Below are 14,097 nucleotides of genomic sequence, written 5' to 3'. Positions count from 1 at the left end.
TGTTTCCTAATGGTGTTAGTCTTGATGAACGGGTAATGCTGTATCACAGCGGCCGTCAGGTTTGGGAAGATTTATACACCGTTCAGCTACTCTGTCCAGGTGCACTTCGCCTGCGGTATACTGCTAACAACACAATGGATTTAAAGGAGAGTGATTCGATGGAGCCTGTCGGTTTGAATTTGACGAATAAGCATGTTGTCATTATTGGCGGAGGAAATGTGGCCTTCCGAAGGGCAAAGCGTGTATTTTCAGCCGGCGCGTCGATTACGATCGTCAGTCCGGAATGCGCGGATGATATGACGCGATGGATCAGTGAGCACTCAATCCAGTGGGAAAGACGAAAAGCAGTTCCCTCCGACACCAATACTTTTCTGCTTATACTCGCTGCAGGAGAAGACGTTCACGAGGCAATCTACAGCTGGGAGCCTGGGGCCTGCCTGATTAATGATGCGGCGGACAGCAGCAAGGGGTCGATCGTTTTCCCCGCGGTCGTCCAGCGCGGGCAGATAAAGGCTTCCGTGCATTCCGGCGGGGCTGGTCCGCTGTTTGCTAAATCGCTTTGCAGCAAAATAGAGCCGCTCGTTGCAGAGGAGGCCGCATACGTTTCTTTTTTAACAGCTGCACGAGAACTGGTTACCGCCTCTTCTCTATCCGCTGAAAAGAAAAAAGCGGAGCTGGAGTCTTTACTCCATCCCCGCTTCAGAAGCGCTGAACTTCAGCAGCATAAACTTGCTCAGCTGCGCACCTTTTCGTGAAAATTAACGCCATCCGTCGTTGCTTCAATAATGCCGCGGCGGATAACAAAATCACCAAACCGTTCCCCGGTTTCCTTTTCTTTTGCGAAGGAGGCAAAGATCGGCTGCAGTTCCTGCAGAATCTGCTCTTCTCCGATATTTTCCCGGTACAGCTTGTTCAGCCGGTCTCCTTTAAATCCGGCGCCAAGGTACATGTTATACGTCCCCGGTCCTTTTCCGATAAAGGCAATTTCCCCAAGCGACGGTCTTGCGCATCCGTTCGGGCAGCCGGTCATCCGGATAATGATCTCTTCATCACGCAGACCGTTCGCATCCAGCATATCCTCCAACTTATCAATCAACGAAGGCAAATACCGCTCCGATTCGGCCATAGCAAGCCCGCACGTCGGAAACGCTACGCACGCCATGGAGTTTCGGCGCAGCGCTGAGTTCTCACGACCGTCTGTTAAACCGTATTCGGACACGATTGCCTCGATCTGCTTGCGGTTTTCCGGTTTAACGTCTGCAATGATGACGTTCTGATTTGGCGTGAGCCGGAACGTTCCGTCATGCACCTCTGCTACCCGCTTCAATGCCGTTTTCAGCTCATATCCGCCGCTGTCGGCAATACGGCCGTTTTGAATGAATAAGGTCAGATGCGACAGGCCTTCTGCATGATCATCCCACCCGTAAATATCGCCGTTTCGGTCAAACGAATAAGGCTTTGCCGGTTTTACTTCCCAGCCGAGACGTTCATTGACTTCGTTCCGCACCGTCTCGATGCCAAGCCTGTCGACGGTGTATTTAAAACGGGCATACTTTCGCTCAGAGCGGTCGCCATAGTCCCGCTGTACAGTCAGGATAGCTTCTGCTGCTTCCGCCGCTTTTTTAGCCGGGACGAAGCCAAGCATTCTGCCGAGCTGCGGATACGTCTTTTCATCTCCGTGCGTCATGCCCATTCCGCCCCCGACGAGAATGTTATACCCAAGCAGTCTTCCTCCGCTAATAATGGCGATAAAGCCAATATCCTGTGAATAAATATCAACATCGTTTGACGGCGGAACTGCCACACCTATTTTAAACTTCCGGGGCAGATACGTTTTTCCGTACACCGGCTCCTGCTCTTCTTTCGTGTCGATCAGCTTTTCTTCATCCAGCCAGATCTCGTGGTAAGCCCTCGTTTTCGGAAGCAGACGCTCGCTGATATCCGCGGCGGAGTCATATACCTTTCGATGCGCATCAGACTGGGAGGGGTTTGCTGCGCACATGACGTTTCGATTCACATCTCCGCAGGCAGCAATGGTGTCCATCAGCGCCTCGTTCATCTGCTGCAGGCTCGTTTTCATGTTCCACTTCAGGATGCCGTGCAGCTGAAAGGTCTGCCTCGTCGTCAACTTCATCGTGCCGTTGCCGTATTCATCTGCAAGCCGGTCCATCGTCAGCCACTGCTCCGGCGTTGCTACCCCCGCCGGGAGCCGGACGCGCACCATAAACTGATAGGCAGGCTCCAATTTCTGCTTTCGCCGTTCTTCACGCAAATCACGGTCATCCTGCATATAGCTCCCGTGAAACTTCAGCAGCTTTGTCTGATCCTCCGGAATGCCGGCACTGATACGGTCCTGGAAAAACTCCTCAAGTCTTCCCCTCAAATAGCTGCTGTCTTGTTTTATATGTTCCGTTTCACTCGGCTTGCCGCTTGTACTCATGGAACCTCTCCTTTCAATTGCATCAATATACGTCCCGTTGATAGCGCTTCTCGCTTCTAAGCTCTTTTAAATAGGCTTCAGCTTCCTCTTCGGAACGTCCGCTCTCCTGTACAATCACCGTTCGCAGTGCATCATGCACATCTCCCGCCATGCGATCCTTATCGCCGCACACATACAGAACGGCGCCGCGCTCCAGCCATTCAAACACGCTCTTGCTTTGTTCCAAAATACGGTGCTGCACGTATATTTTTTCGTCCTGATCTCTTGAAAATGCCGTATCCAACCTTGTTAAGAGCCCGTCTTTATACCAGCCCTGCCACTCTGTCTGATAGAGGAAATCGGTCGTAAAGTGCTGATCTCCGAAAAAAAGCCAGTTGTCACCTTCCGCTTCCCGTTCCTCGCGCTCTTCCATAAATGAACGGTATGGAGCAACTCCGGTTCCGGCACCGATCATGATAATCGGTTTCTCATCTGCAGGAAGCTTAAATGACTTGTTGGACTGGACGAATACCGGCAGTGTCGATCCCGGTTCTCCCCGTTCCGCACACTGAATCGAGCAGACCCCGTCACGCTCCCGTCCATGCGTCTCATAGCGCACGGCACCGATCGTGAGGTGTACTTCACCCGGATTTGCAGACAGGCTGCTCGCAATTGAATAAAGACGAGGCGGAATTGGACGAAGGCTGTCGACCAGCTGCTGGGCCGTAAAGGTCCACGGCGCTTTATCCTGAATCAGATCGACAAGATCCCGACCTTCCATATAGCTTTTCCTGTCTGCCTCCTCTAACGCAGCCAGCTGATCTGAATAAACCGCAAGCTTTTCCAGCAGCGGCTTTGTCAATACCGTAATTTCAAGCTGCTCCAACGCTTTTGCAAGCGTCTTTTCTTCCTTGCCTGACAGGACCGTTTCCTGGCCATTGAAATCCAGGACGCCAAGCAGCTCTTCTACGAGCACCTGATCGTTAACCGGCAGAATGCCGAGGCTGTCACCAGGCTCATAGGTCAGCCCTGATGCTTCCAAGTCCAGTTCAATATGCCTCGTTTCTTTCGCGGACCCTCTGCCGTTTAAGGAGAAATTGGTGACAATCTCTGCTGGAAACGGATGTTTTTTTGAATACACTGCTTTTTCCTGCAGCGCTGTCGGCTCACTGGCAGGCAAAACCGGCTCTCCGTCTGCAAACTGCTGCTCTGCCTGCTTCAGCCACGTCGCTGCTGGCTCCTCGTAATCTACATCGCAGTCGATTCTTTCAAGAACTCGCTCTGCACCGAGCTTTTCCAGAATTCCGTCAAAATCTTTGCCTGTCTGACAAAAATATTCGTAGGAGCTGTCGCCAAGCGCCAGCACAGCAAAGCGCATGTGGGACAAATCAGGCGCTTTCTTGCTGAATAAGTAATCGTATAAATCCAGCGCTTCATCAGGCGGGTCGCCTTCACCGTGCGTACTTGCAATAAGGATGACGTCCTCCAGGCTGCTGAATTTTTTAGGCTTCAGATCGCCAGCAGCGACAACGCTTGCTTCCAGTCCGAATGCTCCGGCAGCCTCCTCGGCAAGCGCCGCTCCATTTCCGGTCTGGGAAGCTGTAAGAATCGTCAGACTTCTCGATTCCGTCTTTGTTTCCGAGGCGGGACGCTCCAGCACCGCGGTACCCGCTGCTCCAGCTGCAGCCGTAAAGCCTGCCAGCCACTGAACCTGAGCTTCTGTCAGCTCCGGCAGCAGCTCATTTAACAGTCCTGCCTGTTTTTCCGTAAACGGGCTGTTTTGTGCACTAACTTGCAAGTTCACTCTCCCCTTTCTGCGGCCGTTTCTGGCCATTTAGATCCACCACGCCATATGCTCATCCAGTCTGTTTTCAATCGTTTCAGCATGCAGTGCCTGTCCGGCTCGTTCTGAAAGCGCCTCGACCATCAACAGGTGCGCGCCAAGATATGGGGCCAGCCTGAACGGTGAAGCAGCCACTTCGCGCTCCATTGACTCGTACAACAATCCAGTGAACCATAAGTAAGGCAGCACAATGACATCATCGTATTTAGCTGCACTCTCCATTCCTTCTGCGAAAGACGGTTTGCACGCCGCCAGATAACACGTTTCTACTTTTTTCACACCGAGCCTTCGCTTCAGCCTTTTCGCTGTCAAACGGACAGCTGATTTCGTTTCCGGCGAACGGCTGCCTCTCCCGACGAGCAGAATGACCGTGTTTTTTGTAATGGCACCTGCTTCTTCTGCGCGCCTGGCCAATGCTTCGACAGTACGCTGCTGAACCCCCAGAGGCCGCCCGTATGTCACTCGAATATGCGGAAATTCCTCACGAACGTGTTCAAGCTCCTCCGGGATGTCAGCATAGTAATGCCCGGCGCTCAAAAGCAGCAGCGGCACAATAGCGATAGACGTCGCTCCATTTTCCACGAGCTTGGTAAACCCGTCCCTGATGGTAGGACTTTCCAGTTCCAGAAAGCAGAGCTCCTGGAGCGGCGCTTCGACTCTTGCCTCCACCTGTTGAATAAATTGAATGGATTCCTCTTTTGTTTTCGGTGATCGACTGCCATGTCCGATGTAAAGTACACCCTGCATATGCTCCTCCTTCAGCTCACCACTTCTTCTCTGAGACTGCCGTTCAGTCTGCTCATCAAGCCGACCACTTCTCCAATCACAATCATCGCCGGCTGCGGCGCCCCCGCCGCTTCTTCTGCAATGGCATGAAGCGGAGCTGTGACCACTACTTCGTCTGCAGTCGTTCCATTTGAGATAACAGCAGCCGGCATGTCAGCTGGCTTTCCTGCCTGGATGAGCTTCTCGCAAATGAGACGAATATTGCCGCCACCCATGTAAATGCACAGTGTATCCATACTGTTCGCCGTGTGATGCCAATATGCGTCATCGTCCAGCTTTGTAACTCCTGCGATGATGCCGACCGAAGAACTGACATGACGATGGGTGACCGGAATGCCTGCGCTTGCCGGTACAGCAGCGCCGGACGTGACACCAGGGATTACTTCAAACGAGAGTCCGGCCTCTTTCAATGCAATGGCCTCTTCGCCGCCTCTGCCAAAGATAAACGGATCTCCGCCCTTCAGCCTCGTAACTCGCTTCCCGCTCAGAGCGGATCGAATAAGCATCGCATTAATATCCTCCTGGGAAACTGCGTAACCACCTGGTTTTTTCCCGCAGTAAACAAGTGCCGCGTGTGGACTGGCCTCTTTCAGCAGTTCCCGGCTGACAAGCCTGTCATAGTAGATAACGTCCGCTTCCTGTATGGCTCTTAATCCTTTTACGGTGATCAGATCCGGGTCTCCCGGTCCAGCACCTGTCAGTTTTACTGGATACATGTCAGTCCTCCTTTTTCGTCGGCAGATGCAGGCCGCATTCCGTCTTGCCGGTGCCGGCCCAGCGTCCATCGCGATTGTCTCCTCCGTCTGACGGGACGGTGCATGGAACACAGCCGATACTCGGGTAGGAGCGGTCGTGCAGCGGATTATAATCCAGCCGGTGTTCATCGATATAGTTCCATACATCCTCCCATGTCCAGTGGATGAGAGGGCATATTTTCACGCTGTCAAATTTCGCATCTTCCTGCACAAATTCCGTATGCTTTCGTGACTCGGACTGTGCCCGTCTCAGCCCGGAAATCCAGGCTGGCACACCGTGAAGCGCACGCTCCAACGGTCTGATTTTCCGCAGATAGCAGCATTGGTCCGGATTGCGCTTCCAAAGCTCCGGTCCGTATGCTTCTTCCTGCTCTGACAGCGTCAGTTCAGGCTGCTGCATCGTCATGCGAAGCTCAGGATATCTCGACTGAACCCGGTCAATCAGCTCATAGGTTTCGTTAAAGTGAAGATGTGTATCCAGAAAGACAATTTCAGCTGGAACGCTGAATCGGTGAAGCAGATCAATCAGCACCATGCTCTCTGCTCCGAAACTGCACGCATACACGAGATCTTCCTTGTACGTTTCTGCCGCCCAGCGCAGAACACCCTCTGCACCTTTCGTTCCGTCCGTTATCTGGTCAAATGATCGCTGCATACGATCTGCCTCCTTTCATTCAGCGGTTGTTCGCTTCTGACGAAATCACACCTTTTTCCTGCAGATACGTGATCAGCAAGGACACATTTTTCTCTATGGAATCCTTCCCTGTATCAAGTGTTAATTCCGGTGCTTCAGGCTCTTCATACGGATCATCAATCCCGGTAAAGTTACGGATCTCTCCTGTCCGGGCCTTTTTGTAAAGCCCTTTCGGATCCCGCTCTTCACAAACCGCAAGCGGTGCTTTCACGAATACTTCCGCGACATCTTCGCCTAGAGAAGCTTTTACGCCCTCTCGGTCCTTCTCATATGGAGAAATAAATGCCGTTAAGGTCACTAACCCTGCGTCTGCCATCAGCTTCGCTGCTTCTCCGACACGGCGGATGTTTTCTGCTCGATCTGCTGCTGAAAAACCAAGATTCTGATTCAATCCCATCCGGACGTTATCTCCGTCCAGCCTGTACGTTCTTACTCCTTGCTGATGCAGCTCCAGTTCAAGCGCTGCAGACAGCGTGGACTTACCGGAGCCGGACAAGCCTGTAAACCAAAGCACAAAGCCTCGATGACCGTTGAGCTTTTCCCGGTCTTCTTTTCTAACGTGCGAATCGTGCCAAGTTAAATGAGAACTCACATGTTTCACCCTTTCAGCTGAAATCAATCCATATTGCGCTGACGACAACCATCGTCACAATAAAATAAAGTAAATTGAGCGGCATCCCCACGCGGACAAAATCCATAAAACGATAGCCGCCGGGCCGGAACACGATTAAATTAGTTTGATACCCAACCGGTGTCGCAAAGCTTGCCGAGGCCGCAATGGCTACTGCAGTGAGAAATCCTGCCGGATCCTGTCCGGACTGAAGCGCTGCTGCTACTGCAATCGGAAACATCACGACAGCAGCCGCGTTGTTTGTTATAAACTCCGTGAAGATCGATGTCATCAGGTAAACGGCAGCAAGCACGCCGATCACTCCAAGCCCTGCAGATACAGCGACCAGATGCTCAGCAAGCCAGACCGCCGTTCCTGATTGTTCCACTGCTGTACCAATACCAATCGCATAAATAATGATGAGCAGCACATCCACCCGTATGAACCGGTGCAAGCCCTTTAAAGGAAGAACCCTGCCAGCAAGCAGCACAATGACAGCACCAAACGCCGCTTCAAACATCGAGAGAAGTTCAAGTGCAGCTGCTCCTACCATCACCGCAAGGACCAGCAGCGGCAGCATACCTCCTTTTCCTTCAATCATTGCAGGCGGTTTAGGGTCCGACTGCTTCGGTTCGTGATTCGGCATAATCCGGTAACCAATGGTCACCATATAAAGAATGCCAAACACGGCTGCCGGAACACCGACTGCTGCCAATTGGAACATGGAAAATCCACTCATCCCCCGATCCAGCATCAAGCCGTGTATTAGCAGGTTTGTAGAGGTTCCGATGAGGGTGATCGTTCCTCCGAAAATCGCTGCGAACGAGAGAGGCATTAGAAATTTAGATGGTGAAATCTGCCGCTGCTCGCACCAGCGCTGAATCATAGGGGAAAAAATAGCGACGATTGGTGTATTATTCAAAAATGCCGACATGCCCGCAATTGGAAACATCATCGATAAAAGCGAACGCCTTTTTCGCTTCCCGCTCCCCAGGCCTGAAAAGATAAGTCTCTTTAACGACGGATGGCTCTGAACAGCTCCGGCCACTAAAAACAATAGCGCCACCGTCCACATCCCTTCGTTCGTTAATCCGCTCACCGCCTGAGATGTATCAATTGCACCGCCTATCCACAGTACGAGCAAAGCAGCAAGCAGGATCATATCAGCGCGCAGCCACTCTGTGATGAGCAGGCCGATCATGACCGAAATCACGATCAGGACAAACCCGATTTCAACCGTCATGACGGACCCCCTCCTCGCTTTTACTGCACCGCTGCTTTTTGCAATCCGTTGATCAGTACTTCTGCTACTTCTTTTCTAGAGAACTCTTCTGGCAGAGATTCACCGTTTCGCAGACGCTCTCTTACTTTTGTTCCGCTCAGATGAACATGGTGGTCGCCGTCATGCGGGCACGTTTTTGCCGTCCCCATGTTTTTGCACGTTTTGCAGTAAAAGGCGTGCTCAAAGCGCATTAGCGTGACCCCAAGCTCTTGTTCAAACGGAGCCGTGTATTCTTGTGCTTCATACGTACCGTAATAGTCGCCTACTCCGGCATGATCCCTTCCGATAATGAAATGGGTGCAGCCGTAGTTTTTGCGGACGATGGCGTGCAGCAGTGCCTCCTTCGGTCCTGCATACCGCATCGCTGCTGGATATACGACCAGCGCTGTGCGCTCTTTCGGATAATAATGATCGAGCAGCACCCGGTAGCTTTTCATGCGGACATCAGCCGGTATATCATCAGACTTCGTATCGCCAACGAGCGGATTCAGCAGCAGTCCGTCCACTGTTTCCAGCGCACTCTTCTGAATATACTCATGGGCCCGGTGAACCGGGTTTCGCGTCTGAAAGCCGACTACCGTTTTCCAGCCCTTCGCTTCAAACAGCTGGCGGGTTTCCGCAGGAGAAAGGTGATAGTCTCCAAACGCATGCGGAAGACGTTTTAACAGGGTAATCTCCCCTCCAACAAGCAGGCTTCCTCTGCTGAACAGAGCGGCTACCCCGGGATGCGCGGGATCCGACGTACCATAAACAATTTCGGCCTCCCGCTTTAAATCAGCCCGGAACGTTCCCCGGCTCTTAATAAGGCCGTAAATCGTTCCTTTTTCGTCTGTCAAAGCCGCTTCTTGTCCAGTTGATAAGAACGCTGCCTCCTTTTCCGTGACGGGCAGAGTGATAGGCACAGGCCATATGCTGCCGTCCGTCAGTCTCGTATTTCTCAGCACACTCTCATAGTCATCCTGATCCATAAAGCCTGTCAGCGGACTGAAACCGCCAAGACCGATCAACTCCAGATCGGATAAGTTCCATGAACGAAGCGTGACGACCGGCAGGGAAGCTGCTCGATCCCTTTCAGCCTTATTTTCAGACAATCGATTGATTAACGTACCTCCGTGCGCCTGATTTACCATCGTATCTTCCCCTCTCTTAACACATTATTCTTACCAACTTACTCGACTTTAAAATCATAAAAAAAAAATACCGGCTGGTTTTATGTGATGTATTGAAGATTAATGGATATAACAAGAAAAATCAATACTAAATCTGACAAAAAACATATTTTACACATTATTCTCATTAATATAGTCGGTTATTAAAATGAAGCACGTTATTTTTTCTAATCCACCTTTAGCCTGGGCAAACGTCTGAATGAGTCTGATGAGTGATCGAGGCTTACGGTTTTGACGATTTCGATCACTCGATATCCAGCAACAGAATTTTTGAACTGCTTTTTCTTACATTGCAGATTCTCCCCTGCTTTCTTCGCAGTACGAAACAAACCGTTGTACCTATGATCATTTATTAGCACAGTATAAAAGTCTTAATATAGAGAAAATTTGTTTAGTTAACCTGACAGCGGGTACAGATTCGACAGGTGAAAACAGCATTTATTTGGTAATTCATCATACTTAGGTATTTTAATTTCGCTCTCTATTTGTAGTTCATAAGATGACAAACACGCTGTTTTCCCAACACTTTTTTAGGAGGAATTTAGAATGGTCAAAGATCTTTACCCGTCCCGAGTTAATGAAACATCCCAGATTGTCAGACGTCAGGATCCGGTGATTCACAATGAGAACGCCCGAACGGAAGGGCCGCTTTCTGCAGAGCAGGTCGATTTTTACGAGGAGAACGGCTACATTTTGCTGAAATCGTTTTTCCAGGGAGAAGAGCTAAAAAAATTAAAGCAGGAGCTTGACAGTACAATGGAGGATCACCAGCATAAAGAAGGTCCGGATATTATAAAAGAACCGAGCAGCAACGAAATCCGTTCCATCTTTGAGGTTCATAAAGATAAAAGCTACTTTGAAAACTTGTCAAAAGATGAACGGCTCGTCTCTATTATGGAGCAAATTTTAGGCAGCCAGGTTTATATTAATCAATCCCGTATTAATTTTAAGCCAGGATTTAAAGGAAAAGAGTTTTACTGGCACTCTGATTTTGAAACGTGGCATGTCGAGGACGGGATGCCTAGAATGCGTGCACTCAGCTGCTCGATTGTCCTGACAGATAATTACGAGTACAATGGACCGCTCATGCTCGTACCGGGTTCTCATAAATGGTATGTGCAGACTGCAGGCGAAACGCCGGATAACAATTTTGAATCGTCCCTGCAGAAGCAGGAGGTCGGAGTTCCGGATGAAGACAGCATGCGCTGGCTAGTCGATCAGGCTGGCGGACGAATTGACCGTGCCACTGGTCCAGCTGGTTCCGTACTCCTGTTTGAAAGCAACACGATGCACGGCTCAGCCGGCAATATTTCACCTTACCCGCGCAGCAACGTATTTTTTGTTTACAATTCAATTGAGAACAAGCTGGAACAGCCGTTCAGCGGCAAGGAGCCGCGACCGGAATTCCTCGCTAACCGCGAGAACATCCAGCCGATCCAGCCGGTATCAACTAAATCGACAGCACGTCAGTAAATTATTGATGTATCATCGGCACTCCAGAAAAAAATCAGCTCACGAACGAAGCAGCTCTTTTCAGGGCTGCTTTTAGATTGTCGGCAAAGTTTCGGACGCATCGCATCTGCCTGTATTTGCGGGCACTCGCTTTTCGTATGTGGCTGAATCAGGTGAATAACGCTTTAAAAAACCGCACACCCATTTGGATGTGCGGACGTTTCCGTTATAAGAGGGAGGATCCTCCATCGATAAACATTTCTGTACCGGTTATATGCCTGGACGCGTCTGATGCGAGAAAGGAGACGAGATCGGCTACCTGCTCCGGCTCACCAGGGCCTTCCAGGGGCTGGTCTCCTTCCGGATATTCGACCGGAATTTCGACTTTTTCCAGCTCTTTTTCCTTAGGATATGTTTTGCTGCCGATGTCCGTCTCAATGAATCCCGGACAGATGACGTTGACCCGGATATCGTAGTTCGTCAGTTCAAGCGCCGCCATTTTACCAAAAGCGAGCTGACCGGCTTTCGTGCTGCTGTAGGCAGACATCCCAAAGTTTGAGAATACACGCGTACCGTTAACTGAGCTCGTTAAAATAATACTGCCGCCATTTTCTTTCATATGAGGAATGGCTGCTTTTACCGTATGAAATGTTCCGTTCAAATTAATTTCAATCGTTTTATTCCACTCGGATGATTCGAGATCCTCAATCGGGGCAACCGTACCGTTCACGCCGGCGTTTGCAAATACGATATCCACGGAGCCAAATGTATCCGCTGCGCGCTGAAACGCATCCTTTACCTGCTGCTCGTCAGTTGTATCAACTTCTGCTGAAATGACATCGCCATCAAACTCCTTTTCGGCTTTCTGAAGAGCCTCTCCGTCTACATCCACAAGACAAATTCGAACGCCCTGTTTTGCAAGCTGGAGCGCTGCCGCTTTGCCCATTCCGGATCCTCCGCCCGTTACAACAGCTGTTTTCCCTTTTAGCGACGTATATGTATCCATGTGACCCACTCCTTTTTCCTTATCTTGGAGGTTTCTTCCCCTATTAACGCTTAATCAAACCTTTCTCCTTTGCTATAGACAAGAAGTTGAAACCAGTGTATTATATCAATTAGATACTATCAATTTGATATATAAGAAGGTGACGTATGGCAAAACAAAACCGGACCCGTTTTGCGCTTCTCGGTCTCCTTGCATCGGAGAGCTTGACTGGTTATGAAATGAAAAAGAAGATCGACGGAAGCCTTAACCACTTTTGGAAGATCAGCTTCGGCCAAATTTATCCAACGCTGAACGTTCTGGTGGAAGCAGGTGAAGTCGAAGGAGAAGAAGAGAATGGCAGCACCCGCTATAAGTTGACCGAAGCCGGCAGGATGGCATTGACAGCATGGCTGAGGCAAGTGCCGGATGAACTGCCGGTGCAAAAAAACGAGCTGCTGCTGAAGCTTTTTTTCAGCCGGCACGAAGATCACCGTGAAACGATTAAGAAGCTGGAAAAGCATGAACAGCTTCTGACCGCAAGACTGGAAGTCTATGAGCAGATTGAATTGTCTCTTATGGAAAGCTGCGGTTCGTCACCGGACTTGCCTTACTGGCTGCTTACTGTTCGTCATGGCATCGCCGTGACCAAGGCAGGACTCGACTGGTGCCGGCAGTCGATCACATTCATGAAGGAGTGAAAACAATGAAGCAGATTTATGCGCCTCCTCACACTGTCCTACCGGATAAGCCGCTGACCGTATTTATTATTGGCATGCGCGTCAATAAGCCGCTCTCAGTTAAAAACTGGTTTCCTGTCTTTAAAGCGATGGGGCCGATGATTAAAGAGCTTTACGAAAACAAAGACAGCGGATTTTATTCGCTGGAAACGATGTTTGGCTGGAAATCCATCCACCTTGTTCAATACTGGGAATCGGAAGAAAAGCTGTTCGCTTACGCACACGAAGATCGGCACCGTAAAGCATGGAAAACCTTTATGCAGCTGGCAAGACGCTCTACCGCAGCAGGCATTTACCATGAAACGTATGCAGTTGAGTCATATGAAGCCATCTATGCAAACATGCCCAAATTCGGCCTTGCCAAAGCAGCCGGACACGTTCCTGTTACAGCTGAGACGCGCCAGGCTGCTGCCCGTATGCGCGCCAGCAGGGAACAAAAAGCGGAGTAAAAGCCACTGCTATCACCAAAAAAAGAAGCGTAGGCTCAAGAACTGACCCACGCTTCTTTCCTGTATACAGCTTCTAAAGCACAGATGAAGTAAGATGCTCGTAGCTTTTTTTGATGCTTTTCATCGCGCCGATGCGAGACTGGTCCTGTTCCACAATCAGCCACTGCACACCGGCTTTTTCAGCTTCGCGCACGCAGGCTTCGACATCAATTCCGCCTGTGCCGAGCTCAGCAAAATCTTCCGTTCCATCTGTCGTCATGTCTTTCAAATGAATAAGCTCTGTCGAGTCCGCATACTTTTTAATCCATTCAACCGGATTTTCTCCGGCTTTCACAAGCCAGTAAATATCAATTTCCGCTTGAATGCCAGGCGTATTCCATATTTTCTTGAGAGGAATCACCGTCTCAATCGGCTTGAGTTCGAAATCATGATGGTGGTAGCTCAAACTGATCCCTTCCTTGCTGCAGGCATCTGCAATACGTCGCAGGTCGCCAATCACCGCTTCATAGGCTGTAATCGAGTCGCGGTCTTCTTCATCTAAATAAGGACAGACGAGCCTTGTGCAGCCGATCGCCTGATGAAATGCAATGGTATCGTCCAGGTTATCTCGCAGCTGATCTATCGGAACATGGGAAGCTGCAGGCTTGAGACCGGTCTCCTCCAGCAGATCCTTTACCTCATCAGCAGTAAGTCCTCCAAATCCTGCAAATTCCACTCCTTCATAGCCTACTTTGGCTACCTCGCGGAGTGTCCCTTTGAAATCCTGTTCGGTTTCTTCCCTGAGCGTGAAAAGCTGTACAGCAACTGGCAGTGTCAATGCATTCACTCCTTTGAAAACGTTTCTCTTATTGTATCAGAGTTCGTTCCCATGCTTGATAAAACCGATTATTTTCTGGATTTTTACAAATCTTCGACA

General features: G+C 50.2%; 14 protein-coding genes. 4 read left to right on the top strand and 10 right to left on the bottom strand.

The annotated features are described in order from the left end of the window. Positions 1–158: 158 nt before the first annotated feature. Complete coding sequence (locus ACFO4L_RS08445; protein WP_377909245.1) at positions 159–755, top strand: NAD(P)-dependent oxidoreductase; 597 nt, start codon at positions 159–161, stop codon at positions 753–755. On the opposite strand, the gene ACFO4L_RS08440 is transcribed toward ACFO4L_RS08445, so the two are convergent. From ACFO4L_RS08440 to sat, 8 genes are read right to left on the bottom strand one after another with little or no spacing between them, the layout of a single operon-like run. Beyond that, entirely contained in the window at positions 734–2,440 is a 1,707-nt protein-coding gene (locus ACFO4L_RS08440) for an NADPH-dependent assimilatory sulfite reductase hemoprotein subunit (protein ID WP_377909244.1), read from the bottom strand. The genes ACFO4L_RS08445 and ACFO4L_RS08440 overlap by 22 nt on opposite strands. Positions 2,441–2,462: 22 nt before the next feature. Continuing rightward, positions 2,463–4,217 (bottom strand): assimilatory sulfite reductase (NADPH) flavoprotein subunit, encoded by a 1,755-nt coding sequence (locus tag ACFO4L_RS08435; RefSeq protein ID WP_377909243.1) that lies wholly within the window; start codon positions 4,215–4,217, stop codon positions 2,463–2,465. A gap of 36 nt (positions 4,218–4,253) precedes the next feature. Next, positions 4,254–5,009, bottom strand: coding sequence for a sirohydrochlorin chelatase (locus ACFO4L_RS08430; protein ID WP_377909242.1), 756 nt, complete (start codon positions 5,007–5,009; stop codon positions 4,254–4,256). 11 nt (positions 5,010–5,020) lie between these two features. Continuing rightward, entirely contained in the window at positions 5,021–5,764 is a 744-nt protein-coding gene (gene cobA, locus ACFO4L_RS08425; RefSeq protein ID WP_377909241.1) for a uroporphyrinogen-III C-methyltransferase, read from the bottom strand. A gap of 1 nt (position 5,765) precedes the next feature. Then, the gene (locus ACFO4L_RS08420; RefSeq protein ID WP_377909240.1) at positions 5,766–6,458 is read right to left on the bottom strand and encodes a phosphoadenylyl-sulfate reductase; all 693 of its coding nucleotides are present in this window, start codon (positions 6,456–6,458) and stop codon (positions 5,766–5,768) included. Positions 6,459–6,477: 19 nt separating this feature from the next. Beyond that, positions 6,478–7,089, bottom strand: a complete 612-nt coding sequence (cysC, locus tag ACFO4L_RS08415; protein WP_377909239.1) for an adenylyl-sulfate kinase — start codon at positions 7,087–7,089, stop codon at positions 6,478–6,480. 13 nt (positions 7,090–7,102) lie between these two features. Further along, positions 7,103–8,350 carry an SLC13 family permease gene (locus ACFO4L_RS08410; RefSeq protein WP_377909238.1) on the bottom strand — a complete coding sequence of 416 codons (1,248 nt, stop codon included), beginning with the start codon at positions 8,348–8,350 and terminating at the stop codon, positions 7,103–7,105. A 20-nt stretch (positions 8,351–8,370) separates the two neighbouring features. Beyond that, complete coding sequence (gene sat, locus ACFO4L_RS08405; protein ID WP_377909237.1) at positions 8,371–9,519, bottom strand: sulfate adenylyltransferase; 1,149 nt, start codon at positions 9,517–9,519, stop codon at positions 8,371–8,373. 585 nt (positions 9,520–10,104) lie between these two features. Here sat and thpD point away from each other — a divergent pair. Further along, positions 10,105–11,031 (top strand): ectoine hydroxylase, encoded by a 927-nt coding sequence (gene thpD, locus ACFO4L_RS08400; RefSeq protein ID WP_377909236.1) that lies wholly within the window; start codon positions 10,105–10,107, stop codon positions 11,029–11,031. A 205-nt stretch (positions 11,032–11,236) separates the two neighbouring features. Here the strand turns inward: thpD and ACFO4L_RS08395 are convergent, their stop codons facing one another. Further along, positions 11,237–12,016 carry an SDR family oxidoreductase gene (locus tag ACFO4L_RS08395; protein ID WP_377909235.1) on the bottom strand — a complete coding sequence of 260 codons (780 nt, stop codon included), beginning with the start codon at positions 12,014–12,016 and terminating at the stop codon, positions 11,237–11,239. Between the two features lie 146 nt (positions 12,017–12,162). On the opposite strand from ACFO4L_RS08395, the gene ACFO4L_RS08390 reads away from it, so the two are divergent. Together ACFO4L_RS08390 and ACFO4L_RS08385 are read left to right on the top strand one after the other, a co-directional pair. Continuing rightward, positions 12,163–12,693 carry a PadR family transcriptional regulator gene (locus ACFO4L_RS08390; RefSeq protein ID WP_377909234.1) on the top strand — a complete coding sequence of 177 codons (531 nt, stop codon included), beginning with the start codon at positions 12,163–12,165 and terminating at the stop codon, positions 12,691–12,693. Positions 12,694–12,698: 5 nt separating this feature from the next. After that, positions 12,699–13,181 (top strand): DUF4188 domain-containing protein, encoded by a 483-nt coding sequence (locus tag ACFO4L_RS08385; protein WP_377909233.1) that lies wholly within the window; start codon positions 12,699–12,701, stop codon positions 13,179–13,181. Positions 13,182–13,254: 73 nt separating this feature from the next. Here the strand turns inward: ACFO4L_RS08385 and ACFO4L_RS08380 are convergent, their stop codons facing one another. Continuing rightward, complete coding sequence (locus ACFO4L_RS08380) at positions 13,255–13,998, bottom strand: sugar phosphate isomerase/epimerase family protein (RefSeq protein ID WP_377909232.1); 744 nt, start codon at positions 13,996–13,998, stop codon at positions 13,255–13,257. Positions 13,999–14,097: the final 99 nt, after the last annotated feature.

Source organism: Bacillus daqingensis (assembly GCF_042654445.1).
GTDB lineage: Bacteria > Bacillota > Bacilli > Bacillales > Salisediminibacteriaceae > Alkalicoccus > Alkalicoccus luteus.
The sequence above is the reverse complement of the archived record's forward strand: the minus strand, read 5'-3'. Positions and strand labels throughout refer to the sequence as shown.

Bases quoted from the DNA above. Each gene is read 5' to 3' on its own strand.
- ACFO4L_RS08445 (WP_377909245.1), top strand. From the start codon at position 159: ATGGAGCCTGTCGGTTTGAATTTGACGAATAAGCATGTTGTCATTATT.
- ACFO4L_RS08440 (WP_377909244.1), bottom strand. From the start codon at position 2,440: ATGAGTACAAGCGGCAAGCCGAGTGAAACGGAACATATAAAACAAGAC.
- ACFO4L_RS08430 (WP_377909242.1), bottom strand. From the start codon at position 5,009: ATGCAGGGTGTACTTTACATCGGACATGGCAGTCGATCACCGAAAACA.
- cobA (WP_377909241.1), bottom strand. From the start codon at position 5,764: ATGTATCCAGTAAAACTGACAGGTGCTGGACCGGGAGACCCGGATCTG.
- ACFO4L_RS08420 (WP_377909240.1), bottom strand. From the start codon at position 6,458: ATGCAGCGATCATTTGACCAGATAACGGACGGAACGAAAGGTGCAGAG.
- ACFO4L_RS08410 (WP_377909238.1), bottom strand. From the start codon at position 8,350: ATGACGGTTGAAATCGGGTTTGTCCTGATCGTGATTTCGGTCATGATC.
- sat (WP_377909237.1), bottom strand. From the start codon at position 9,519: ATGGTAAATCAGGCGCACGGAGGTACGTTAATCAATCGATTGTCTGAA.
- thpD (WP_377909236.1), top strand. From the start codon at position 10,105: ATGGTCAAAGATCTTTACCCGTCCCGAGTTAATGAAACATCCCAGATT.
- ACFO4L_RS08395 (WP_377909235.1), bottom strand. From the start codon at position 12,016: ATGGATACATATACGTCGCTAAAAGGGAAAACAGCTGTTGTAACGGGC.
- ACFO4L_RS08390 (WP_377909234.1), top strand. From the start codon at position 12,163: ATGGCAAAACAAAACCGGACCCGTTTTGCGCTTCTCGGTCTCCTTGCA.
- ACFO4L_RS08385 (WP_377909233.1), top strand. From the start codon at position 12,699: ATGAAGCAGATTTATGCGCCTCCTCACACTGTCCTACCGGATAAGCCG.